This is a genomic window from Pseudoalteromonas sp. 19-MNA-CIBAN-0066, from assembly GCF_040308705.1.
GTDB classification, from domain to species: domain Bacteria; phylum Pseudomonadota; class Gammaproteobacteria; order Enterobacterales; family Alteromonadaceae; genus Pseudoalteromonas; species Pseudoalteromonas nigrifaciens.
On record NZ_JBEONZ010000033.1, the window covers coordinates 1 to 23,389 of the forward strand.

Below are 23,389 nucleotides of genomic sequence, written 5' to 3' on the forward strand. Positions count from 1 at the left end.
CCTCATGAATTATTTACGGGGCAATCAGAAGTTCTGGTGGCTGCATAATGATTGCACTTAATACTTGAATTCAAGAAGCAAAATGATGGCCAACTACTAAATAAACATAAATTTCAGCAAGTTAAATGATTAACACTGTTTTTAAAGCAAAAAAGTGTGCGGATATCCGCACACTTTTATTTAAAAACATCACCTTTATCGCACACTACTACATGCCCTAATCAGTAAACATATCCCGGTTTAGACCATATTTACTCATTTTGTCGTACAAGGTTTTACGCGCAATTTGCAGCGTGCCCATGGTGTTTTTTATACTGCCATGGTTACGCTCTAACGCTTCTTCTATTAAAGATTGCTCATAATAACTGACCTTTTCGGCCAAACTTAAATCTTGTGATAACACTTGTTGATCAGCTGAATCACTTTGCGCAAATGCTAATTCAGGCCCTAACAATACTGCTCGTTCTGCTTGGTTTCTCAGTTCACGCACGTTACCTGGCCAGTCATAGGCTAATAAACGTTGTTCTAACTCTACATTTAATGCCCCAAGTGGTTTGTAAAACCGCGTTGCCGCAATTGAGCTAAAATGCTTAAATAATAAAGGAATATCAGCTTTTCGATCGCGCAGCGCTGGAATGCTTACTTTGACCAAACTAAGGCGATAATATAAATCGGCTCTAAACCCACCTTCATTCACCAATGCCAGCAAATCAACTTTAGTAGCAGCAACAATGCGAATATCTAAGTTAACGGTATGATTAGCGCCAACCGGCGTTACCTTTCGCTCCTCTAGTACACGCAGTAACTTTACTTGTAACGACAACGGGGTGCTTTCTATTTCATCTAAAAAAACAGTGCCACCTTGGGCAAATTCAAATTTACCCTTTCTATTTTTTGTGGCCCCTGTATATGCACCGCTTACAGCACCAAACAGTTCACTTTCTATGAGCTGCTCTGGCACAGCACCACAGTTAATCGCCACAAATTGACAGCTTGAACGGTTACTGTGGTCATGTAAGTAACGTGCAACCAGCTCTTTGCCAGTCCCGGTTTCACCTTCAATTAATATATCTGCAGGAGTATCTATCACGGTATTAAGCAGCTTCATCATGTGCTGCATTTTAGGCGTATCACCTAAAATACGCACACCCGGCGCTGAGGTTTTTTCTACCGCGCGTTTAAGAGCGCGGTTTTCCATTACTAGGCTGCGTTTATCGCACGCTCTGGCAATACAATCTATTAAATGCTCGTTAAGGGGTTTTTCAAATAAATCATAAGCGCCTAACTGCATCGCTTTTACCGCCACCGACACATCGGCATACCCAGTTAAAAATATAACCGGTAACTCACTATCAAACGCTTTTATTTGCTCAAGTAACGTAAGCCCGTCCATTGCTGGCATATTAATGTCGCTAAGGACCACGCCGCTATAGCCTCGGCTTAAGCGACTAAGCGCCGTTGCCCCATCACTAAAACATTGAACTTGGTAGCCTTCCAAAGTGAGTAATTGATTTAACGAATCGCGGATCATCGCCTCATCATCAATAACCATTACCTGTTTACAAAGCAGTGGCTCAATCATGTTGTGACTCCGCAGTACTCCAAAGACAAATAATAAACTGCGCCCCCCCTTCTGGGCGATTATGCGCACTTAAACGACCATCAAACGAGTCGATGATTTGCTTAGATATTGATAAACCAAGGCCTAAACCGGTACTCGACTTGGTACTATAAAATGGTTCAAAAATAGAGCCTAAAGTATGGTGTTCTATGCCAGATCCTGTATCTAATATCGATAGTTTTACGCGTCCATCAAAGCATTCAACTTCAAAACTTAATTGCCGCGTTGCGCAGTTACTCATTGCCTGCGATGCATTAGTAATAACGTTAACTAATACTTGTTCAAACTTAAGCGAGTCGACCAAAACGGTAATATTTTGCTCAAACTGCGGAGGAATAACGCTAATATCATCTTGTTTTAGTTGTGAATGAGTGATCATTAAAGCGTTATTTAATAATGCCGACAAAGGGTGCGGCCTTAGTTGCATTTTTGAAGGTTTACTAAAGTGTTTTAATTGCGCAACAATTTTATGCACCCGCTCTACTAAGCCCTCAATAATGACTAAGTTCTCGTTTAATGCTGTTAACTTACCTTTATTTAGCAATATTTTTGCACTGGCTAAATAAGCGTTCATGGCACACAAAGGCTGGTTAATTTCATGGTTTATGCCTGCGCTTAATTGCCCTATGGTGGCAAGTTTTGCAGACTGTACTAAAGCGGTTTGAGCTTTTTCAAGTGCTTGGGTACGCTCAATCACTTTTTGCTCTAAACTGTGCCTAGAATAAAGTAGTTTTTTATAACCAGCAAAACGTGCAAGTAAGCTATAAACGATAAAAATAAACACACAATAAAAAATCATCAACCATAACAACCGAGGTAACTGCATGGCTGCTATGTTAGAAACATCTACTAATACGTTCATTTGAGCATTAAAGTGTTTTAATGGCTTAGAGGCCACTACATATAAACGCTTAGCAATTTTAAATTGTGCAATGTTTTGGCTATTAAATTGTTGTAAAGGAATAAGACCCGGCTGGTAATCTAAATAAGCACGACGTTGATTTATTTCCCGCCTGGCTGCAATATCCAGCTCTTGAAAACTGTTTAAACGCCAATTAGGCTCATCCGACATAGCAATAACATTATCTGCTAATTGTAAATAAAAATGACTACCTGCTGCCGTATTAAGCAGCGATCTGTCGTCTTCAAACTTAGCAACATTTACTTTTAGCGCCACAACCCCAATTGCTTTACCTTCATGATAAATAGCCTGCGAAAAATATAATCCACGCTCTTTTGAACGCTGACCAAGCGCAAAATAAGCTACCTTTTCACCCGCAAATGCTTGTTTAAAATACGGTCGAAATGAAAAGTTATTCCCTAAAAAAGTATAATCGGCCTGCCAATTGCTGCTCGCAACAACCTCGCCCTGAGTATTAAGTATATAAATATCAGATGCGCCACTGGCTTTTTGTATATCCGCTAAGTAGTTGTTAATAGCGCTATAATGCTCTTCTTCATTATTAGTAAAGCGAATGAGTAAGTTGTTATTGGTGAGTAATTGCGGGATCGCAGCAAATCGAGCAAGCTCATTATCAATGTAGTTATTTAATTGGCTTACTTGTTGGTCGGCTTGTTTTTTTGCTTGCTCTAAGTCATGTATTCGACCAAACCAAAAAGTGAATGTTAACAACAAGAGTAGCAATAAAAATGCGAAAATAATTTTTTTAGGAATGAAGAACATAAACGCCTATAAAACGGGTAATGTTAGCTATTAATAATGGGGTATAGTTTATCTGCATAATGCAAAGAGAGATATAAACTTTTTGTTAACAATTGTATTAAAAACATAAAAACCGTGAAATAAGGCAATTTCACGGTATAAAAGTATAATTAAGCTTTGGCTAGCTTTGGTTTATTTTTAACATATTTATATAAACCAATTAAAGAGGCTGCAATCCAAAATATTTCAATTACAAAACTGGCTAAATTAAAGTTATAACAAAGACTAATAAGCAGCAATATAGCGCCGGTTAAGTTCATCATGTTATAAAGCAAACTCGCTGGTGATACTTTATTTAGTTGTAACAAAAAAAATGAACCCACTACTAAAGCAGTACCCGTCATACCTACAATATCAAATAAAAGTGCAATCACACGTCTATCCTTTTCCATTTTAAAAACCCAATTGACTGGCCCGATCCGTGGGGAGGGTATTTTTCAATCATTGAAACAGCAAAACCGGTTAAGTTTATCAATGTAGCAAATTCAATCAAGGGCTTATGTCCGCTCTAATCTGAATATTGAAATAAACAGATGCTTTATTTAAAAGTGACTTTTCCACCAATCATTTTATACGCAGCAGTGCCTTTAATAATCGCGGGCCGCGCAAATGGGCGTTCGCATTTTGGGCAAATACAAGGCTGCTTAGTATAGTCTTGGCTAATACGCTCAATAAAACATTTAACTAACGCACCTTTCCCCCCTTTACGATACTTAAATAAAGGTGCCCTGCAGCTTGAGCAAAATATATCGACCGTTTTGGTTGGCCCTTTTTTATTTGGCTTTGCCATTTGTCCTCCATTTTTGCAGTAATTTAATTAACTAAGCGTTATAAAATCAATGCTGATTAAAATTCCCCCAACACTGCTGCTGTTAATTTGGCTAACTCATGGGGGTTAATTGCAATGTCTAAGCCTCGTTTACCTGCACTTACATAAATACATGCAAATTGTGCAGCGCTGCTGTGCAAAAAAGTAGCAAGACGTTTTTTTTGTCCCAGTGGGCTCACGCCTCCTAATACATAACCTGTGCTTGCTTGCACTTTTTTTGCCGCAGCCATAGCTACCTTTTTAGCGCCACACAATGAGGCAAGCAGCTTTAAGTTAACTTGCTGAGAAACAGGTGTAATGGCGACTATGAGCTGTCCATCTTGGTTTTCCAGCACTATGGTTTTAAAAACCTGATCCCTATTAAGGTTTAGCTTTTGGGCTGCTTCAAGGCCAAAGTTAGTGGTGTTTGGATCGTGCTCATAGCTTAATAATTCAAAACCAATTTTTTGTTTTTTCAGTAACTCTATTGCTGGTGTCATATGTTGCTACGCTATTATTTTAAGCAAAAAAAAACGACGCTCTAAAAAGCGCCGTTTAATATTATAAAACACATTAATTATTTAGTTAAATCATCAAAAAACTTTTTAACACCGTCAAAAAAGCCTTGCTCTTTAGGACGGTTTTTTGAGCTATCTTTGCCCATGCTTTCTTCTAATTCTTCTAATAATTCACGCTGACGTTCGTTCAGGTTTATTGGTGTTTCAATAACCACTTTACAAATTAAGTCGCCTATTGCACCACTGCGAACAGATTTAACGCCTTTGCCACGCATACGGAACATTTTGCCCGTTTGTGTTTCAGAAGGAATTTTCAGCTTAGCGCGTCCATCAAGTGTTGGCACTTCAATTTCGCCACCAAGACCCGCTGTAGTAAAGCTAATAGGAACTTCACAATGTAAGTTATTTGCGTCACGTACAAAAATACGGTGTTCACGAACAGATACTTGCACATACAAGTCGCCAGAAGGCGCACCATGCATTCCCGCTTCGCCTTCGCCCGTTAAGCGAATACGATCGCCGGTATCAACACCCGCAGGAATTTTAACCGATAAGGTTTTCGTTTTTTCTACGCGGCCCTGTCCATGACAGCTATCACAAGGGTTAGAAATAATCTGACCTTGCCCCTGACACGTAGGACACGTTTGCTGAACAGCAAAAAAGCCTTGGCGCATTTGTACTTGCCCAGCACCATGACACGTAGTACATGTTTTTGGCTTAGAGCCAGCCTTTGCACCGCTGCCATCACATGGATCACAACCTACCCAGGTTGGTATTTTAATTTCGACTTCTTTACCACGAACCGCTTCTTCTAAGCTTAAGTCCATGTTGTAACGCAAATCAGATCCACGCTGCTGACGAGATTGACGTCGACCACCGCCGCCACCAAAAATATCGCCAAAAACATCACCAAAAACATCGCCAAAGTCGCCATGACCGCCGCCAAAACCACCATGACCACCATGACCACCACCGCCGCCTTGTTCAAAAGCTGCATGGCCGTATTGGTCGTAAGTTTGACGTTTTTGCGGGTCAGTCAATATTTCGTAAGCTTCTTTTACTTCTTTAAACTTTGTTTCAAGCTCTTTGTCGCCTGAAGTACGATCTGGATGATATTTCATCGCTAAGCGTTTATACGCTTTTTTAATGTCTCGCTCACTCGCATCTTTGCTTACGCCGAGGACTTCGTAATAATCGCGTTTTGACATATCTACCACACTACTCTTTTCTATTTGCAGCTAGGCTGCTTGATAAACCGATAAATCGTATCGATTTACCACCTAATTCTCATGCAAAAGGCGCGTCAAGCTATTGCCTGCGCGCCTCAATCGTTCATTCTAACTTAAACACTTAACTAAGTTATAGTGCTTTGTGTTAGCTAGAAGCGTAAGCAACAATTACTTGTCGTCTTTAACTTCTTCAAACTCTGCATCAACTACGTCGTCATCTTGCTTAGCAGATTGTTGTTGCTCGCCTGCGTCAGCTGAACCTTGTTGAGCTTTAGCTTGTGCAATTTCCATAAGCTTTTGAGACTTTTCAGCAAGCGCTTGAGTTTTAGCTTCAATTTCGTCTTTCTTGTCACTCTTAATAGCGGCTTCAAGGTCAACTACAGCCGCTTCAATCGCTTCTTTGTCTTCACTTGGAAGTGCATCGCCAGCTTCTTCAATTTGCTTGCGTGTACCGTGAACCATTGCATCTGCTTGGTTACGAGTCGCTACTAGCTCTTCGAATTTTTTGTCATCTTCAGCATGCGCTTCAGCATCACGAATCATTTGTTCCACTTCTTCATCGCTTAAGCCTGAAGATGCTTGAATCGTAATTTTTTGCTCTTTACCTGTATCTTTATCTTTAGCAGATACATGTAAGATACCATCGGCATCCACGTCGAATGTTACTTCGATTTGTGGTGTACCACGTTGTGCTGGACGAATACCTTCTAGGTTAAATTGACCTAGAGATTTGTTGTCGCTTGAACGCTTACGCTCACCTTGCAGTACATGAATTGTTACTGCAGACTGATTATCTTCAGCAGTTGAGAAAGTTTGCGATTTCTTAGTAGGAATCGTGGTGTTCTTCTCAATTAGTGCTGTCATTACCGAGCCCATTGTCTCAATACCTAGAGATAATGGAGAAACGTCTAGTAATAGTACGTCTTTAACGTCACCAGCTAGTACACCACCTTGAATTGCCGCGCCTACTGCAACAGCTTCATCAGGGTTAACATCTTTACGTGGCTCTTTACCAAAGAACTCAGCAACTGTTTTTTGTACTAAAGGCATACGTGTTTGGCCACCAACAAGAATAATGTCGTTGATGTCGCTTACTGATAAATCAGCATCAGCAAGTGCACGTTTTAATGGTTCAATTGACTTAGTTACTAAGTCTTCAACAAGTGACTCAAGCTTAGCACGTGTTAGTTTCACGTTCATGTGCTTAGGACCTGTTGCATCTGCAGTTACATACGGAAGGTTTACTTCTGTAGATTGTGCAGAAGATAGTTCAATCTTCGCTTTTTCAGCAGCTTCTTTAACACGTTGCATTGCAAGTGGGTCAGTTTTTAAGTCTAGACCTTGGTCTTTCTTAAATTCAGCTACTAGGTAGTTGATTACGCGGTTATCGAAATCTTCACCACCTAAGTGCGTGTCACCATTTGTAGCAAGTACTTCAAACGTGTGCTCGCCTTCAACTTCATCAATTTCAATAATTGATAAATCGAAAGTACCGCCACCTAAGTCGTATACTGCAACAATGTTTTCACCACGGTTTTTGTCCATGCCGTAAGCAAGTGCTGCAGCAGTTGGCTCGTTGATGATACGTTTAACTTCAAGGCCAGCAATACGACCCGCATCTTTTGTAGCTTGACGCTGTGAATCGTTAAAGTATGCCGGTACTGTGATAACCGCTTCAGTTACTGCTTCACCTAAGAAGTCTTCAGCCGTTTTCTTCATTTTTTTCAGGATTTCAGCAGAGATTTGTGGTGCAGCGCGTTTTTCGCCGCCCGCTTCAACCCATGCATCACCGTTATCGGCTTTAACAATTTTAAATGGCATGATGCCGATATCGCGCTGTACTTCTTCGTCTTCAAAACGACGACCAATTAAACGCTTAATAGCAAATACTGTGTTTGTTGGGTTAGTAACCGCTTGACGCTTAGCTGGCTGACCAACTAAAGTTTCACCGTCTTGCGTATAAGCAATAACAGACGGGGTTGTGCGATCGCCTTCCGCGTTTTCAATAACACGTGCTTTGCCACCATCAAGTACTGCAACACAAGAGTTTGTAGTACCTAAGTCTATTCCAATAATTCTACCCATGAAATTTCTCCAACTTCAATATTCATTAATACGTTCGATGACTAGTTAATAGGGATGCTGCAAACTTAATTCAACTGTAAAAATGAAAAAAATATCATTTTTTTGATTTTTTTACAAAATAAGCTAAATAAAGTGCAATATTTGCAGCAACGCTGGTTTTTACGCCGTTTGTATTGAACTTTTATTGCTGGTCTGACAAGTTTGGCTGTGTTATATATTTAGTAATTCGTACTTTTAAGGACACGCTAACTAATGAATTTCGATCATTTGCTGCAACAAGCCGCTAATATTAATAATCAAGACGACACTAATAATGTGGCAAACACCATGCAGTTTGAAGCTAATTGGTGCCAAGGGCGCACCGCTTTTGGTGGGTTATCTGCAGCACTTTTATATCAAGCAATGAGAGCTCAAGTAAATAGTGAGCGCCGGTTATTATCTTTAAGTACTAACTTTGTTGGCCCGCTGCTTGCCGATACGCCATTTTCTTTATCGGTAGAAATACTGCGTGAAGGCAAAAGTAGTACTCAAGTACTGGCCAAAGCAATTCAAAATGAACAAGTGTGTGTAATTGTACAAGCCTGCTTTGCTAGTAACCGCAACTCAGCTATTAATGTACCCGTTGCAAAGTCGTTAGGCTTACAGGAAGTTAATGAGCGCCATACATTGCCATTTATACAAGGGCAAATGCCGGAGTTTTTTCAACATGTTGATTTATGCCCACAACAAGGTGCTATGCCTTTTAGCAGTGCAGAAACCTCCCATTTAGGTGGGTGGATGCGCTTTAAAGAAACTCCAGCGGCCATTACAGAAGCACATGTTATAGCGCTAACCGATGCATGGCCTCCTACCTTATTACAAATGTTTAAACAACCAGCGCCTGCTAGTAGTATGTCGTGGTATTTAGAGTTTGTGCAAGCGCCTAACTTAACTCCTGGTCAATGGTTGGGCTTTGAAGCAATTACCCATCATGCAAAAGGTGGTTACGGCTTAGAAGACGGCTGTATTTGGTCGCAATCGGGTGAGCTGATTGCCCTTACTCGCCAAACAGTGGCATTATTTGATTGATGTATAAGCAGTGGTATTAGCTATATATAATGTAGCGAGTGCCACTGCAATGCACTCTTAACTAATAATTAATTACGCTCAACAACAGTTATAACATTTGTATTTAGGCGATAATTATAGCAAAATTTAACTCTTTGTTTAATTCTAAGCGAACACTTTGCAAATAGCGTGTCCTTGTTGCGACTATATTATTGAGGTCCCCCTGGTTGAGGCTAAAAATGTCGCAACGTGCCCCCATTGCGGGCATAAGGTTTCCGACTCAGATACAGATCACGACAGCCGAGTTGTAGCGCTGAGCTTTAGTGCCTTGCTAATGCTACTCAGCAGCATGTTTTATCCTTTTATTTCGTTTAGCAGCAGTGGTATTACGCAAACTATAACCTTGCCCGATGCCGCGCGTATTTTATTTAATTATGATAGTAACTTATTAGGGCTGTTTATTGATTTAAGTATTATAGCCCTGCCTATGAGCTTACTTATTATACTAATACCATTACACTTAGGTGCGCTTAGAGCGCTACCTCAAGGTATTGCTCGACGATTATTAAAATTTACCCTAGCGCTTGAACCTTGGATTATGTCGGAGATTTTTCTCATTGGCGTACTTGTTAGTATGGTTAAAATAATGTCTCTCGCCGATATTAGTTTTGGGGTGAGCTTTTGGGCTTATGTGGGCTTTGTTATTTTATATATTAGTGCGTTAACACATTTAAACCGCCCCCGCTTGTGGGCACAAATTGGCCCAGTAGAAAAACTTGAAAATATAAACCTTACTCATCGCGCCATTGATAACGATATAAAAGCTTGTCATGTGTGCCATCAACTATGCACGCAAAGTGTTTGTAATCGTTGCCATAGTAAAACCTATCTTAGAAACCCCAACAGTGTACAAAAAGCTACGGCTTGGTTAATTACCTCTATTATTTGCTATATTCCAGCCAATGTTTTACCCATTATGTATACCACCAGTTTAGGTGATGAAAGCCCTTCAACCTTAATTGCTGGTGTTATTGCACTGTGGCAAAATGGCTCATACCCTATTGCCATGATTATATTTATTGCCAGTGTTGTAGTCCCACTTGCAAAGGCTTTAGTATTGAGCTTTTTGTGCTTTATGGTTGCCAAACCCGCAAATGATCACACCATAGGGTATACACGTATTTATCAACTAACTGAATTTATTGGGAAATGGTCTATGATTGATGTGTTTGTTGTGGCCATTTTAGTTGCTTTGGTACAATTGGGTAACTTAATGTCGGTAACGCCCGGCTTAGGCGTTGCCTTTTTTACTGTTATGGTACTATGTCAAATGATGGCAGCTCACGCCTTTGACCCACGTTTGCTATGGGATTCACCTAAAAATAATAACGCAGAGAATAATGCATGACCGAAACCGCTAATATTACACAAAAATCAAAAATTTCTGCAATTTGGATTATTCCCGTTATTGCCCTGTTTGTGGGTGTTTGGATGCTTTATCAATACCAAACTAATTTAGGCCCCACTATTTATATAACCATGCCACAAGCGGAGGGGATAGTTGCGGGAAAAACCGAAATTAAAGTACGCAGTGTTAAAATTGGCCAAATAGATCATGTGCGTTTATCCGACTCGCAAGACAGTGTTATTGCCCGCGCTCAAATAGATAAAAACTACGATAACTTACTCACCGAAGATGCCAAAATTTGGGTGGTAAAACCGCGTATAGATGAAACCGGCATTAGTGGCATGAGTACGCTTTTATCAGGTGTATATTTAGAGTTTTCGCCTGGAGAAAGTAAAAAGAAAAAAGAAAAGTTTGAACTACAAGACGAGCCTGCCTTAATTGGTAAAGATGTTAAAGGCGGACGCTTTAAGTTATTAAGCTACAACGCTGAGGTACTTGAAGTAAGTACCGGTATATTTTTCAAAAACTATAAAATTGGGCAAATAGAAACCGCGACATTTGATTGGAAAAACCAAGCCATGAAGTACGGTATTTTTATTAAAGCACCCTACGAAAACCTGATCACCTTAAATTCTATTTTTTGGGTTAACTCTGGTATAGAAATTGACCTTTCTGCTGATGGCATAAACATTAATACCGGATCGCTTAGTAAACTTTTAAAAGGCGGTATATCGGTGGGCTTACCCGATCAACAAGCACCTGGCGATATTGCCCAAAATGAGCATAGCTTTTCGCTTAGTCAAAGCTATAAAGAAGCACTAGAAGAGCGCTTTTACGACTTTGACTACTATCTTATTGAGTTTGAGCAATCAATTCGCGGCCTGCGCGCTGGCGCTCCGGTTGAATACCGAGGAACTCGAATTGGTACAGTAGTAGAAGCCCCTGCCAATGTGATTATTAACGGCAAACCAGCTCACTTTAAAAACCAAAATACGGCTGTACCTGTGCTTATTAAAATAGAATATGGGCGCCTATACCACGATAACGATTTAGCTAAAGAGTATTGGCAAACGAGTTTAAATGGCTGGGTAAACAATGGTATGCGCGCTTCGCTTAAACCGGGTAATTTACTTACCGGTGCTGTGTATGTCGACTTTGACATTTATACAGATGCGCCTGATGCAAAACTAGAAAAACTGGCTCAATATGATGTTTTTCCAAGTATATCTAGCGGTATTACTGTATTAGCCGATCAGGTTTCTGATGTACTTAATAAGGTAAACGAGCTAAAAATCGAAGATAGCTTAGCACAAATGCAAGCCACTTTTAGCGACTACCAAGGGTTGGCCAACGACATGCGCGATTTGCTAAACCAAAAAGACACACAAAATTTACCGGGTGACTTTAATCAAAATTTCAAAAAAATGACCAAGAGTATGGAACAATTTGAAGTCACTATGCGCCAATTTGATAAAACCATGGCCAGCTATCAAGCAGGTTCGCAGTTTAATAATCAGCTACAGCAAACCTTGCAAGAGTTTAAACGTTTAAGTGAGCAGCTACAGCCGCTAACTAAAGGCCTAAATGAGCAGCCTAATATGTTTATATTTGATAAAGCATTACCCGCAGATCCAAAACCAAGGAAGCAATAATGGTTAAATCATCTTTTTTTGTTATTTTACTCGCTTTACTGCTTAGCGGTTGTAGTTCATCAATTCAAACTACCATCGCGTATTATCAGTTTGAACAACCTATTGTTGCCTCCTCTAGAGACGTAAGTGCAACTGATGCACAATTAAGAGTACAAACAGTTGTACTAAGAGGTGCCTTAAATAATCGCGGCATTGCGATGAAAATAGATCACAATCAAATTCATGCTGCAAACTACCATTTATGGGGTGAGTCACCTGATTCGATGCTCACCGTAAGTGCACAACAAACACTCTTTAATGCCCTACCTAACTGGATGGTAATAAAAGGTTTACCGGTGATCACCGAGCTAGATCAACAAACTTTTTATGAATTAGAATATGAAATTCATCATTTTAATGGCGACCTACAAGGCAACGCAGATATATCTGGGCTATGGCGTTTATATTATACCCACCCCGAAACAGGCCGACGCTTATTAAGTTTGCATAATTTTGCTAATGTAACGCAGCTCGACGGTGACGGCTATGATGCGCTGGTAGCAACGCTTGAAAAAACCTGGCAAGAAATCAACCTAGCAGTAGCCAAGCAAATTGAACAAACGCGGTTTAAATAATCATTACTAAAATTATTTAATGATATAAAAATAAAGAAACAACGCTGCGGCTTTCTTTATCTATTATTACTTGCCCTTGTGGCTTAAAGCCAAGCTTAATTAACACATTTTGTGATGCGCTATTATCTATTGAGGTAATGGCGCATAATTTATTAATGCCATATATACTTTTATTTTCAACTAACGCTTTTGCAGCTTCGTAAATATACCCTTGTTTTTCAAACGCTGTTAATAACGCAAACCCTATATCGGGGTGCTGCAACATTGCACGGCTATAAAAACCAACAACCCCCACTAACTGCTGATTTTTTAAAGTGATCACATAAGGGCCAAACCCTTGCGATTGGTGCGCCTCACTAAAAGCTTGCTTAATATAGGTTATAGCATCCTCAAGGGTATAAATTTTTTTATCCCCAATGTATTTTATAAAACTTTTTTGATTTACTAACTTTAATAAATCGTCAGCATCTGCTTCAACAGCATGGCGAATAATTAATCGCTCGGTATTAAATTGCCTTCGCATGTATTGTTATCCTTTTGGTTTGTAGCGCTATAGTCACCTAAATTATAAAAATGAGTCAATTAAAGCATTTATTTGTTGACTGAAGATGTAAAGCAGATTACTTTTGCGCCGATGTTTTTATAGGCATAACAAAAGCGGTTGCACTCCTTGCACCGTCTGGCGCCAACCCAACGTATATTACTGCTGATTATTAATTTAAAATAACAGTTCCCTAGTGATATCGCGTGCAAAAGCAGTGACTTGGAAAGTGATAAGACAACTAACTTATCATCTTCTTTGTTTTTGTTAAGCAGTTTAAATTTTTAAATATGCTTTTAATTTTGTGAATACTTAAATGCTTGAACCTTCTGCGTTAAGCTTACTGCCGCCTTTAGTGGTAGTTATTTTGGCTGTAGTACTACGCCGCCCTATTTTATCTTTATTAATTGGTGCCCTTGTTGGGCTCATAATGGCTGATCCCTCGCAGGTATTGGCTAATTTTGCCAGCACCTCACTTAAAGTAATGAGTGACGAAACCATTGGCTGGTTAATATTGGTGTGTGGTGGTTTTGGTGCGTTAATCGCCTTATTAGTCCGTACCGGTGGTGCTTCTGCATTTGGTAAGTTGGCACTTAAATACACTAAGGGCAAACGCTCTTCATTATTTATGACCTTTTGCCTTGGATTAGTTATTTTTATTGATGACTATTTAAATGCGCTTACTGTGGGTGAAACCATGAAACGCATTACCGATAAATTTAAAGTAAGCCGCGAAATGCTAGCCTACGTTGTCGACTCAACTGCGGCACCAATTTGCGTACTTGTGCCCCTATCTACGTGGGCGGTATTTTTTGGTGGTTTACTCGTAGATAACGGTATTGCTGAAGAAGGCAAAGGCATTGCTGTTTACATTCAGGCTATTCCGTATATGTTTTACGCATGGTTTGCGGTACTCGTTGTGCTGTTAGTGGTACTTGGAGTGATCCCTGCTTTTGGCCCAATGAAAAAAGCAGAACAGATGGCACAAATTGAGCAAGCACAAGTCGATCCGGCGCAATACAGTGAAGTACAAACAGCAGACGAGTACGCGGTAAAAGCAGTAGAAGAAAATTTTGAAGATGCTGATCCTAAAGGTAAATTACATAACTTTTTATTGCCTATTATTTTATTAGTCGGCTTTACCGTTTACTTTGAGATAGACGTTTATAAAGGTTTACTGGCCACTATGGCTATAATTTTGCCATTTTATGCGTTACAAAAATTAATGTCGTTTAGTGAAATGATTGAACGTATGCTCGATGGATTTAAAAGCATGATACCGGCTATAGGCACGGTTATAGCCGCGTTTATATTTAAAGATGTGTGCGATTTAATTGGCTTGCCGCAATATGTTATTAATAGTTTAAGCCCATACATGACCGCGGGTTACTTGCCTGCAGTGGTATTTATTGCAATGTCTGTTTTAGCATTTGCAACGGGCTCAAGCTGGGGAATATTTGCTGTGTCTATTCCTATTGTTATGCCGCTGGCAACGGCGGTAGATGCTAATATTCCATTAGTCATTGGCGCGTTATTATCAGCATCATCGTTTGGCAGCCAAGCATGTTTTTATTCAGACTCAACGGTATTAGCAGCCCAAGGCGCTGGCTGTAACTTAATGAGCCACGCTGTTACACAATTGCCTTATACGCTTATTGCTGCAGCACTAGCGGTGATAGGCTTTTTACTAATGGCTTAAGTTTTAGTGATGGCTTAAATTAACTGAAATAAATAAAAACCCCAATGTAGCAATACATTGGGGTTTATTTTTAGCTGTAAAAATAAAGCTTATTTTTGTAGTTTAATACCATTGTAATAGGCATCTAGCGTGGTGATTTTTGTTTGATTTGGTAAATCGGCGAAGTCACTTTCTATAAACTTAGTCCCGCGTAATTGCACATTTAAACGTGCCGCATTAGGGTTAAGCATTGTTTGTTGGTAATAGTCTTTAATATCGCTAAGCGTTACTTTCTCAACTTCATTTATTAGCTGTTGCTTTGAATCAAAATTAAAGTTTTCACGATACCAATCATTTAATAGTGGGCTCATTTCGTCACTTAAGTTTTTAGGTTGCTCTTTAAGCGATACTAACGTGGCATTTTTAAGCTGTGCAAACGTCTCCTCACTCATGTTGTCGAGCTCAACTGCATACTCTTTTTTAAACAGATCAAAACGCGTTTGTATTTCTTTTGGCCCTTTTACTGGTGTTTGAATAAACAAACCAATCGCTGAGTAATCCTCTATGGGGCGAGCTAACGCACCAACGGCATACGCAAGTTGCTCCTCGGTACGCATTTTATCAAATGCAATGGTTCTAAAATGCCCTTGTAGCACGGCAGCTTGTGCTTTTTGTTTGTAACCCGGTGTTGGATGAACTGTCATATCAACCAAAGCTACATCGGCTACATCTATATCTTTTTGTAACACTATGGTTTCACCTGGTTGTGGTAACCATGCTTTACTGCGCGCAAACTCAGTGTGTTTATAGTTACTTGGCAAAATAGCACTCAGCTCGGATGCTATTGCTGCTATGTCTTGCTGGTTATAGTTACCATAACTAAATACGCGTAAATCGTTATTAGCAAAGGTGTTTTGTTTTAAAGCATTAAAATCAGCTAAAGTTAAAGTGTTGGCTGTGCTAATTAAAGTATCAGTATCAAAGCTACCGGTACGGCTTAATTTTGTATATTCAGCAAATGCTTGCGCGTAAGGAAATTGTTTTTGCTGGTTAAGTAAATTACGTTTAAAACGATCTACAGCTTGGTTAAATGCTTGCCCACTAATATCACTGTTTAACCCACTTAATGCTTGTTTAAGCAGTACATTTTGCTTATCTGTAAAGCCACTCATAGACAAAACTAAACCATTACTTGGTGCAAGGTTTACGCTCATACCTGCAATAGCAGCCTCAGTGCTTAGTTGGCTTTGCTGTATGTTGTACAGATCGGCCCAAACAGAGTATAAAACCTCCGCTTTTACATCGTTTAGCCCCGGCTGAGTATTTATATAAACTTCAACAAGTCCCTTTGGTTGCTCGGCAAATTTTTGACTTGCCTGACGCCATATTTTCACGCCATTTTTATCATAAGCAAGCTCTGGGGATTTTTGCTGTTTAAATGTTTGGGTTTTAATAGCAAAATTTTCTGGCAGTAAGTTATTTACGCTAGGGAGCGCTAAATTAAACTGGCTTTTTTTGTTCCAGCTTGCAACTTCCTGCTCGCTTATGTCACTAATGCGGTATTTACCGTCGTAAAAGTGTAGCTGTGAGTCGGTTTCTTCTTGCTGCGATACATACCAAATGCGTAAAGTGTCGGCATTTAATTGTTTAAGCACTTTATTTACTGAGTCTGCATCAAACTTAGCGTAATAATAAGGCGCATTAATGGCATGATTTAATGGATAATCTTGCATGCTTTGAGTCAATGTACTTACGTAGTTAAACTCATCGCCTTTTTCTAAAAACTTAAATTGATTATTTAACGAGGTACGAATTTCGTTAAAGTATTTACTATCAACGCCCTCTTTTTTAATCAATTCAATATACTGCATTATAGTCGCCACTATCGTTTCACGATTTTGCATGCCTGTATCTGTAAGCTCTACGTTAACGTTTAACGACCCGTAGTTGCCATAGTGGGTTGGCACTGCCGATGCTGACAATTGCGATACCCACCCCTTATCACGTAATATTTGCGCTGGACTGCCAGGCATTTCATTACTTAATAAGTAGGCCACAAAGCGATTAGGCTTGAGTGCAAATTCGTTATTGTTATTGCTAATGGTAAAATCAAGTTGTAGCTGTTTTACATCTTCATTAGGGGCATAGAACACGCGCTTACCACCGGCATTATCAAAGTTAAGCTTGGCGGTTACTGTTGGTTTTTCGATGTTTTTATTTTTAATATCAGCAAAGTATTTTTGTGCTTTTTGCTCCATTGCCGCAATTGGCAAATTAGAGATAAGCGCTACTTTCATAATATTTGAAGAGTAGTATTTATTATAAAAATCAACTGTTTCTTTGTGTAATGAGCTGCCTTCTTTGTCACCTAAGGTTTCTAGGTTGCCAATTAAAAAACGGTTAGCTGGGTGTTCACCCATCATTTTACGCGCTAGTTTAAACTGCCCAAAAAAGTCCATTTCGCGGCGCATTGACCACTCTGCATTTACTGCATTTTTTTCTTTGTCTGTGTATTCAGGGTATAACTTAGGGGCTTTAAAAAAGTCAGCAAAACGGTCTAACCCTTCATCAAACGCATCGTTGTTAATTTTAAACATATAGTTGGTAATATCGAGCCAAGTATAGGCGTTGTGTGCGCCACCATTTTTGGTCATAAAGTCAGAGTACCCTTTAGTATCTGGGTAGCGCTCTGTGCCTAAAAACAGCATATGCTCTAAATAATGGGCCATGCCTTGTTGGCTCATTGGGTCATGTAATAAACCCACTCCAACACTTAATGCCGCGGCTGATTTTTCAGCACTGGGGTCTGATACTAAAATAACTTCAATGTCGTTAGCTAATTTAAGCGTTTTATATTCGCGATTATCATTAGGGCTTACAACCAGCGAGTCTGATAATAAAACAGTTTGAGGTGCTTGAGATACAGATGATGTATTTGAACAACCGCTTAGTACAGCAAGTGCAATGGCACTAAAGCCAATAATTTTTTTCATTTTATTTCCATTAAAAGTATGTCGCAACTGCGATCTACGCTTATTTAAAAAGCTATTTACAGCCTAAATTAACATTTTAGATTAATGTTTTGCCACAATTTATCCGTTAATTGTGTAACACATTGTGAAAAACACCTGCATACTGCAACTAATTCAAATAATAATAAGGAAAAACCATGGAAAAGTTGATCATTTTAGCTATGTTCGCCCAAGTTTTACTCTCACTCATTGTAATGATTATTATGGGTAAAAGACGTTTTGCCGCAGCTAAAAATAAACACATAAATTTAACCGACTTTGCCACTATGCGTTTAGATAATGCAGGTGACAATGTGCGTGTTGCTGATAGAAACTTTACCAATCAATTTGAAATACCCGTGTTGTTTTATGCTGGGTGCTTACTTGCAATGCAACTCAATAGTGCAAGCATTCTGGTGGCTGTTTTAGCTTGGCTGTTTGTGATTTCGCGTATTTTACATAGCGTTGTTCACTTAGGCAGTAATAAAATAAGAATACGCTTTAATCTATTCTTAATAGGCTGTGGCAGTGTATTTGCGTTATGGCTGGTAATAATTTGGCGGGTATTACTGTTTTAACTCTTACATTAAACAACTAAAAACCCCGCTATTTAACACCCATAGCGGGGTTTCTTTATTTTGAGCATTTGTTATTTAGCGCGTTTTAAACGTGGTAACACTAATAATAAAGCCCCTAGTAACCAAGCCATACTACCGCTTGAATCTTCTTTTTGCGAAGGTGGCACTACTTGGCTAATTAATGTGTTTTTAGCCGGTGTAAGGTTTTGCGCTGAATTAGGATCGTCATCTATAACTAATACGCTTTGAATAGTCACTAAATTAGCATTACTAATGGTTACATCACTTTTTAAGCACTGCTCTGTAGTGATACCAACTACCGGTATTTCATCACAATGTACTAAAGCAGCTATTTTATCTAAAGTCGCTTGGCTATCATCCGTAATCTGTCCAAACACAGTAAAACCACTGTTTTGCACATCCAAGTTGGCACTATTATCTTTTAAGTTAAAAAACCACTGGCTAGTTGCACTGTTTGGGTTTCCACCTAGTTTAGCCATGGCAATCGTGCCTTTAACATTAGAGTAAATAGGTTCGTTAATGACTGCTGGCTTGGTTGTAATTCGATCAAAATCATCTGAGTAGGTAAAACCGCCACCTTGGATTATGAAATCTTTGACTGAGCGATGAATCACTGTTTGGTTATACGCTGCATCATCTAAATAACTCATAAAGTTTTCTACAGTTTTTGGTGTTTTTTGATCAAATAAATTAATTTTAATAACACCTTGGCTGGTACTTACTTCTACAATGGTTGCTGAACTGGCAAAGCTTACTGCGCTAAGTAACGAGGCTAATAAAAGCTTTTTCATCGTTTTTCCCTATTATTATTTTATTTAGTGTAAAGTTTAGTGATTCTTAGAGTAATGCGAGTAAGACTAAAAATCGACTGCAAAATAGCCCCTGATACAATTCAAACCAAGTCGGTTACAACTTAATTACATTTCATCACCTTCCTACTGAACTTATCCTTGTAAAAACGCTGTTTAATGAAAATGCACTTATAAATTGTTTTATTTTTGTTATTATTCCTCTGCAAATTCGTAAATGGAGGATTGTAATGTCAGAAAAAAACAACCAAATTTGTGATTTTGGTTTACATAAGGGAGAGCCCTACACACGCTTACCTGCTAGTTTTTTAATCTGGATGGTAGGTATTAATCATCAAAAAGCCAGATATGCCAGCGAAGAGCTAAAACGCAGAGAGTTAGCTGCCACTAAAAAATTAAAGTGTGATTAAAGAATGTAAAAGTGTGTTTTTGTAGCAAACTAGTTAAACTATGCGCCAATAAACGTAAGTGCTTTTAATCAATAGGTGTTTTATGCGCATAATTTTTTTGTTTGTCATTGCTTTTAGTGTACTTGGGTGTAGTACTACACTCACTAGCCCCACCCCACAATATTTAACCGTACTGCATACTAACGATAATCATGGTCGCTTTTGGCACAATGAAAAAGGTGAGTATGGCATGGCTGCCCGTAAAACCCTGATTGACTCGCTACGCAATAAAGCAATCGCGCAGGGACATGCAGTACTGCTGCTTTCTGGTGGCGATATAAATACCGGCATTCCAGAGTCAGATTTACAATACGCTGAGCCTGACTTTAAAGGCATGTCGTTAATTGGTTATGATGCGATGGCCCTTGGAAATCATGAATTTGATAACCCGATGAGCGTGCTTAAAAAGCAACAGCAATGGGCTAACTTTCCTTTTTTATCGGCAAATATATTTGAAAAATCGACCGGTAAAAATGTATTTGATAGCTATAAAGTATTTAATAAAAATGGGCTGAGTATTGCTGTTATAGGTTTAACCACCACTGATACAGCCAAAATAGGTAATCCCGAATATATTCGCCAATTAGAGTTTAAAGATCCAATCGAAATCACGGCACAATTAGCACAAAAAATTAAAGCACAATATAACCCCGACATTACTATTGCGCTCACTCATATGGGGCATTATGTGGATGCCAGCCACGCAATTAATGCGCCTGGAGATGTAACACTTGCGCGCTCACTGCCAACTAACACCTTAGATATGATTATCGGTGGTCACTCTCAAGAGCCTGTATGTATGGCGGCTAAAAACGTAAATGACGATAACTTTAAACCCGGCCTAGCCTGCACGCCCGATCAACAAAATGGCACTTGGATAATGCAAGCCCACGAATGGGGTAAATATGTTGGTAAAGCCGAATTTAAACTTGAAAATGGCCAGCTAACCCTCTTAAATTATAAACTGCTACCCGTTAATTTATATGTTGATAAACAACACGCGGATGGCACAACTTCTAGTGTATTAGCTAACGAGTACATTACGCCTAATCCACAGTTAAACGCATTTTTAGCCGAGTATCAGGAAAAAGGCGCTAAACAAATTGAAGGTAAAATTGGTTATGTAAATGCCAGACTTGAGGGCGATCGCAATAAAGTACGCTACCAACAAACAAATTTAGCTCGCGTGATTATTCAAGCGCAAATGAACAGTACCGATGCTGACTTTGGCATTATGAGTGGCGGCGGTGTACGCGACAGTATTGCTGCAGGCGAAGTAAGTTATAAAGATATTTTAAAAGCCCAACCGTTTCAAAATCGAGTGGCTTATATCGATATTGCAGGAGAAGATTTATGGCAATATTTAGAAGTTGTAACGCGTTTCCCGCCTGATTCAGGCGCTTACATGCAGTACCACAAATTATCGTTTGAGCATAAAAACAACACCTTAGTAAAGGTATTAATAAATGGGCAAGCATTAGATAAAAGTAAAACTTACCGTATGAGCATTAATAACTTTAACGCCTCAGGTGGTGATGGCTACCCTGCACTAACCACAGCAAAAGGTTTTGTAGTTACTGATGAAACAGACTCTAACGCATTAAAGCGTTTTTTTGCAGAGCACAGCCCGATAGATGCGGCCCAGTTTGCCCCTAAATAATCTATATTTTGGAGATAGTAGGAACGAGTATATTACTTGCCTACTATTTCTACATCGCCTTTAGCAATATTAACTAACCCGTAACTGTGTAGCCGCGAACGAGAACCCTCTCCAAATGCCTTAGGCGGATAAAAAATTTCTTTTTGTTGCGGGTATTCACTCAACACTTCATCTAACGCCGCGCGTATTTCGCTCAATGTTTTTTCAAGGCTATTATTAAAGTTAGGGCGCTTGCGGATCGTGTGTCCCAGCTCTACTAATCGATAAAAATATTTATTAGCTAATTCAATTAGCTCATAAGGTACATCTTTATTATGGCTGAGCACAACATCGCTATTACTGTTACAAAATTCAATAAGCGCTAAATAAAAGCTAAGTGGTTTATTTGCTAAACATACTTGGTATTGCGGATTAATATTAACTGACACCGTTTTAGTATTTAGATTAATAACTAACACGGGTGATTTACTTTCCTCAACAGGTTCAGGCTGCAGCGTAGCTAACTGCTTACTTTTTTGCTCTATTGTAATAACCGTTTTCAGCCAGTGGCTAACAAAAGCACTTAACATAAAAATAGCGACATAATAATAAATATAACGCCACGGCCATGGCTGTGGTTTTATATCAAAAACTAAAAAAACAGGGCCAATACTGGTCGTTAAACGCGTAAAAAACTGCGCTCCGGTTAATGTGGTTGATAGCTTTTTTTCAGCGACAATATTTAACAATAATAAATTAGTGCCGATTAGTTGCGAATTTAACTGCTCTAAATAACTATTTATATTATCTATATTACTGGAGTACTTAAGCAGTTCATTAGATAGCTCGAGTAAAGGTAAATCCAACGCTACCTGTTTTTCTATCGTGGCTATATTAAGCTTTTGCACTTGCTGTTGTTTATAGCTTACTGAGTAATAAAATACGCTACAAAGTAATAAAAAAATGAATAGCGTAATAAATGAAAATAACTGCTTACTCATATTTCATCTCGCTTATAAGTTACAACGTCATTATCACACTGCCAAAATGACTGCGCACCTTTATAGTAATGAAGAGATTGCTCTTGCGACATGGCTAATAAATGCGCCTGTACCGAGCACAATAAATCGGTATTATTATGTGGCATTTTTAAATACCAACGCGTGCCTGCAATATTATTTTTTAGCGGTGTAATATAGTTTTTTGAAAAGCGTTTTGCATCACTTTCTTGCCAAAACGAAGCTATAATATCTACTTTTCCGTTAGCCAATAAATCACGTAAGGCATCGTGAGAGCTAGCATAAATAATATTTAAGTTTTCGAGGTTAATATCCAACTCTTTAAATACTTGCTTGGGCAATATATGCCCTGAGCGACTGGTTGGGTAATCTAATAATCCAATACGCTTCCCCAAAAAGTACTCTTTTGTTATTTTAGGTTTTTCTTTAGCCGAAATAAAAAATGCAGTGTAATCAGAAAACCCAACTACAGGCTGGTAGTTATAGGTAGTCTCGGCTTTAAATGCTTCCATAATATTGTTTTTAGTTAAAATAAGATCTGCAATGCCTTTTCCTACAAATTCAAAGCTTTCCGTCGTGTTATAGCGCCAGTAACTTACAACCGCCCCGTACTGCTTAGCTACCACCTCATCTGTACATAAGCTATGTGCTAATGTACCTGCTATTTTTTTTGATGGTGCAAAAATGATTAACTGGTTTTCATTTTTAATTGCAGATGTTTGGCATTCAATTGATGTTTCTATTAATTTTACAAAGCGTAACTCACTGCTATCAACACTTAGTTGACCACACACCCACACCAAAATAATTAACAAATATAAAAATACAATTAACAGCATTTTATTGTAAATGACGCATTTAATGTTCAAACAAAACATCCTAATATTATTATTAGCCTATTTGAACAATTTTAATTACTTATTGCAATAAGTAATTTTA

At 38.9% G+C, this 23,389-nt stretch carries 20 protein-coding genes; 8 read left to right on the top strand and 12 right to left on the bottom strand.

Features of this window, described 5'->3' with window-relative positions; all coding sequences use genetic code 11:
* Positions 1-217: 217 nt before the first annotated feature.
* The 7 genes from AAEZ18_RS15145 to dnaK form a co-directional block, all read right to left on the bottom strand.
* Positions 218-1,582 (bottom strand): sigma-54-dependent transcriptional regulator, encoded by a 1,365-nt coding sequence (locus AAEZ18_RS15145; RefSeq protein WP_011329990.1) that lies wholly within the window; start codon positions 1,580-1,582, stop codon positions 218-220.
* A complete protein-coding gene (locus AAEZ18_RS15150) occupies positions 1,575-3,305 on the bottom strand; it encodes a sensor histidine kinase (protein ID WP_179807139.1) in 1,731 nt (576 codons plus the stop codon). The genes AAEZ18_RS15145 and AAEZ18_RS15150 overlap by 8 nt, the downstream gene beginning before the upstream one ends.
* A gap of 149 nt (positions 3,306-3,454) precedes the next feature.
* The gene (locus AAEZ18_RS15155) at positions 3,455-3,718 is read right to left on the bottom strand and encodes a CBU_0592 family membrane protein (RefSeq protein WP_058374978.1); all 264 of its coding nucleotides are present in this window, start codon (positions 3,716-3,718) and stop codon (positions 3,455-3,457) included.
* Between the two features lie 164 nt (positions 3,719-3,882).
* Positions 3,883-4,134 carry a hypothetical protein gene (locus tag AAEZ18_RS15160; RefSeq protein WP_041454920.1) on the bottom strand — a complete coding sequence of 84 codons (252 nt, stop codon included), beginning with the start codon at positions 4,132-4,134 and terminating at the stop codon, positions 3,883-3,885.
* Between the two features lie 56 nt (positions 4,135-4,190).
* Complete coding sequence (gene ybaK / locus AAEZ18_RS15165) at positions 4,191-4,652, bottom strand: Cys-tRNA(Pro) deacylase (RefSeq protein WP_086995751.1); 462 nt, start codon at positions 4,650-4,652, stop codon at positions 4,191-4,193.
* Positions 4,653-4,729: 77 nt separating this feature from the next.
* Positions 4,730-5,878 (bottom strand): molecular chaperone DnaJ, encoded by a 1,149-nt coding sequence (dnaJ, locus tag AAEZ18_RS15170; protein ID WP_350594983.1) that lies wholly within the window; start codon positions 5,876-5,878, stop codon positions 4,730-4,732.
* A gap of 189 nt (positions 5,879-6,067) precedes the next feature.
* Positions 6,068-7,984: a molecular chaperone DnaK gene (gene dnaK, locus AAEZ18_RS15175; RefSeq protein ID WP_086995747.1), complete on the bottom strand. Its 1,917-nt coding sequence runs from the start codon at positions 7,982-7,984 to the stop codon at positions 6,068-6,070.
* Positions 7,985-8,236: 252 nt separating this feature from the next.
* Between dnaK and AAEZ18_RS15180 the strand changes: the two genes are divergently transcribed.
* The 4 genes from AAEZ18_RS15180 to AAEZ18_RS15195 all read left to right on the top strand — a co-directional run bounded on the left by AAEZ18_RS15180 (position 8,237) and on the right by AAEZ18_RS15195 (position 12,705).
* The gene (locus AAEZ18_RS15180; RefSeq protein ID WP_011329984.1) at positions 8,237-9,052 is read left to right on the top strand and encodes an acyl-CoA thioesterase; all 816 of its coding nucleotides are present in this window, start codon (positions 8,237-8,239) and stop codon (positions 9,050-9,052) included.
* Positions 9,053-9,209: 157 nt separating this feature from the next.
* Positions 9,210-10,439 (top strand): paraquat-inducible protein A, encoded by a 1,230-nt coding sequence (locus AAEZ18_RS15185; protein WP_197182297.1) that lies wholly within the window; start codon positions 9,210-9,212, stop codon positions 10,437-10,439.
* Complete coding sequence (pqiB, locus tag AAEZ18_RS15190; RefSeq protein ID WP_179807142.1) at positions 10,436-12,091, top strand: intermembrane transport protein PqiB; 1,656 nt, start codon at positions 10,436-10,438, stop codon at positions 12,089-12,091. Before AAEZ18_RS15185 ends, pqiB begins: the two co-directional genes overlap by 4 nt.
* Positions 12,091-12,705: a PqiC family protein gene (locus AAEZ18_RS15195; RefSeq protein WP_182677959.1), complete on the top strand. Its 615-nt coding sequence runs from the start codon at positions 12,091-12,093 to the stop codon at positions 12,703-12,705. The genes pqiB and AAEZ18_RS15195 overlap by 1 nt, the downstream gene beginning before the upstream one ends.
* Positions 12,706-12,721: 16 nt before the next feature.
* Here the strand turns inward: AAEZ18_RS15195 and AAEZ18_RS15200 are convergent, their stop codons facing one another.
* Positions 12,722-13,228: a GNAT family N-acetyltransferase gene (locus AAEZ18_RS15200; protein ID WP_350594986.1), complete on the bottom strand. Its 507-nt coding sequence runs from the start codon at positions 13,226-13,228 to the stop codon at positions 12,722-12,724.
* A 334-nt stretch (positions 13,229-13,562) separates the two neighbouring features.
* Here AAEZ18_RS15200 and AAEZ18_RS15205 point away from each other — a divergent pair, with 334 nt between their 5' ends.
* Positions 13,563-14,945: a Na+/H+ antiporter NhaC family protein gene (locus AAEZ18_RS15205; RefSeq protein ID WP_011329979.1), complete on the top strand. Its 1,383-nt coding sequence runs from the start codon at positions 13,563-13,565 to the stop codon at positions 14,943-14,945.
* Positions 14,946-15,034: 89 nt separating this feature from the next.
* On the opposite strand, the gene AAEZ18_RS15210 is transcribed toward AAEZ18_RS15205, so the two are convergent.
* On the bottom strand, positions 15,035-17,917 hold the full coding sequence (locus tag AAEZ18_RS15210; RefSeq protein ID WP_086995730.1) for an insulinase family protein: 2,883 nt from the start codon (positions 17,915-17,917) through the stop codon (positions 15,035-15,037).
* A gap of 176 nt (positions 17,918-18,093) precedes the next feature.
* Between AAEZ18_RS15210 and AAEZ18_RS15215 the strand changes: the two genes are divergently transcribed.
* Entirely contained in the window at positions 18,094-18,513 is a 420-nt protein-coding gene (locus AAEZ18_RS15215; RefSeq protein WP_086995727.1) for an MAPEG family protein, read from the top strand.
* A gap of 71 nt (positions 18,514-18,584) precedes the next feature.
* On the opposite strand, the gene AAEZ18_RS15220 is transcribed toward AAEZ18_RS15215, so the two are convergent.
* The gene (locus tag AAEZ18_RS15220; RefSeq protein WP_086995723.1) at positions 18,585-19,325 is read right to left on the bottom strand and encodes a peptidylprolyl isomerase; all 741 of its coding nucleotides are present in this window, start codon (positions 19,323-19,325) and stop codon (positions 18,585-18,587) included.
* Between the two features lie 248 nt (positions 19,326-19,573).
* Here AAEZ18_RS15220 and AAEZ18_RS15225 point away from each other — a divergent pair, with 248 nt between their 5' ends.
* Positions 19,574-19,753, top strand: a complete 180-nt coding sequence (locus AAEZ18_RS15225; protein ID WP_041454917.1) for a hypothetical protein — start codon at positions 19,574-19,576, stop codon at positions 19,751-19,753.
* A gap of 82 nt (positions 19,754-19,835) precedes the next feature.
* Positions 19,836-21,452, top strand: a complete 1,617-nt coding sequence (ushA, locus tag AAEZ18_RS15230) for a bifunctional UDP-sugar hydrolase/5'-nucleotidase UshA (RefSeq protein ID WP_011329974.1) — start codon at positions 19,836-19,838, stop codon at positions 21,450-21,452.
* 32 nt (positions 21,453-21,484) lie between these two features.
* Here the strand turns inward: ushA and AAEZ18_RS15235 are convergent, their stop codons facing one another.
* Positions 21,485-22,432, bottom strand: coding sequence for a hypothetical protein (locus tag AAEZ18_RS15235; protein ID WP_350594989.1), 948 nt, complete (start codon positions 22,430-22,432; stop codon positions 21,485-21,487).
* A complete protein-coding gene (locus tag AAEZ18_RS15240) occupies positions 22,429-23,319 on the bottom strand; it encodes a PhnD/SsuA/transferrin family substrate-binding protein (protein ID WP_350594990.1) in 891 nt (296 codons plus the stop codon). Before AAEZ18_RS15240 ends, AAEZ18_RS15235 begins: the two co-directional genes overlap by 4 nt.
* Between the last annotated feature and the right edge of the window lie 70 nt (positions 23,320-23,389).

What these genes read in the sequence shown, in the direction of transcription:
- AAEZ18_RS15145 (WP_011329990.1), bottom strand. Translation starts at nt 1,582, where the DNA reads ATGATTGAGCCACTGCTTTGTAAACAGGTAATGGTTATTGATGATGAG.
- AAEZ18_RS15150 (WP_179807139.1), bottom strand. Translation starts at nt 3,305, where the DNA reads ATGTTCTTCATTCCTAAAAAAATTATTTTCGCATTTTTATTGCTACTC.
- AAEZ18_RS15160 (WP_041454920.1), bottom strand. Translation starts at nt 4,134, where the DNA reads ATGGCAAAGCCAAATAAAAAAGGGCCAACCAAAACGGTCGATATATTT.
- ybaK (WP_086995751.1), bottom strand. Translation starts at nt 4,652, where the DNA reads ATGACACCAGCAATAGAGTTACTGAAAAAACAAAAAATTGGTTTTGAA.
- dnaJ (WP_350594983.1), bottom strand. Translation starts at nt 5,878, where the DNA reads ATGTCAAAACGCGATTATTACGAAGTCCTCGGCGTAAGCAAAGATGCG.
- dnaK (WP_086995747.1), bottom strand. Translation starts at nt 7,984, where the DNA reads ATGGGTAGAATTATTGGAATAGACTTAGGTACTACAAACTCTTGTGTT.
- AAEZ18_RS15180 (WP_011329984.1), top strand. Translation starts at nt 8,237, where the DNA reads ATGAATTTCGATCATTTGCTGCAACAAGCCGCTAATATTAATAATCAA.
- pqiB (WP_179807142.1), top strand. Translation starts at nt 10,436, where the DNA reads ATGACCGAAACCGCTAATATTACACAAAAATCAAAAATTTCTGCAATT.
- AAEZ18_RS15195 (WP_182677959.1), top strand. Translation starts at nt 12,091, where the DNA reads ATGGTTAAATCATCTTTTTTTGTTATTTTACTCGCTTTACTGCTTAGC.
- AAEZ18_RS15200 (WP_350594986.1), bottom strand. Translation starts at nt 13,228, where the DNA reads ATGCGAAGGCAATTTAATACCGAGCGATTAATTATTCGCCATGCTGTT.
- AAEZ18_RS15205 (WP_011329979.1), top strand. Translation starts at nt 13,563, where the DNA reads ATGCTTGAACCTTCTGCGTTAAGCTTACTGCCGCCTTTAGTGGTAGTT.
- AAEZ18_RS15210 (WP_086995730.1), bottom strand. Translation starts at nt 17,917, where the DNA reads ATGAAAAAAATTATTGGCTTTAGTGCCATTGCACTTGCTGTACTAAGC.
- AAEZ18_RS15215 (WP_086995727.1), top strand. Translation starts at nt 18,094, where the DNA reads ATGGAAAAGTTGATCATTTTAGCTATGTTCGCCCAAGTTTTACTCTCA.
- AAEZ18_RS15220 (WP_086995723.1), bottom strand. Translation starts at nt 19,325, where the DNA reads ATGAAAAAGCTTTTATTAGCCTCGTTACTTAGCGCAGTAAGCTTTGCC.
- AAEZ18_RS15225 (WP_041454917.1), top strand. Translation starts at nt 19,574, where the DNA reads ATGTCAGAAAAAAACAACCAAATTTGTGATTTTGGTTTACATAAGGGA.
- ushA (WP_011329974.1), top strand. Translation starts at nt 19,836, where the DNA reads ATGCGCATAATTTTTTTGTTTGTCATTGCTTTTAGTGTACTTGGGTGT.
- AAEZ18_RS15235 (WP_350594989.1), bottom strand. Translation starts at nt 22,432, where the DNA reads ATGAGTAAGCAGTTATTTTCATTTATTACGCTATTCATTTTTTTATTA.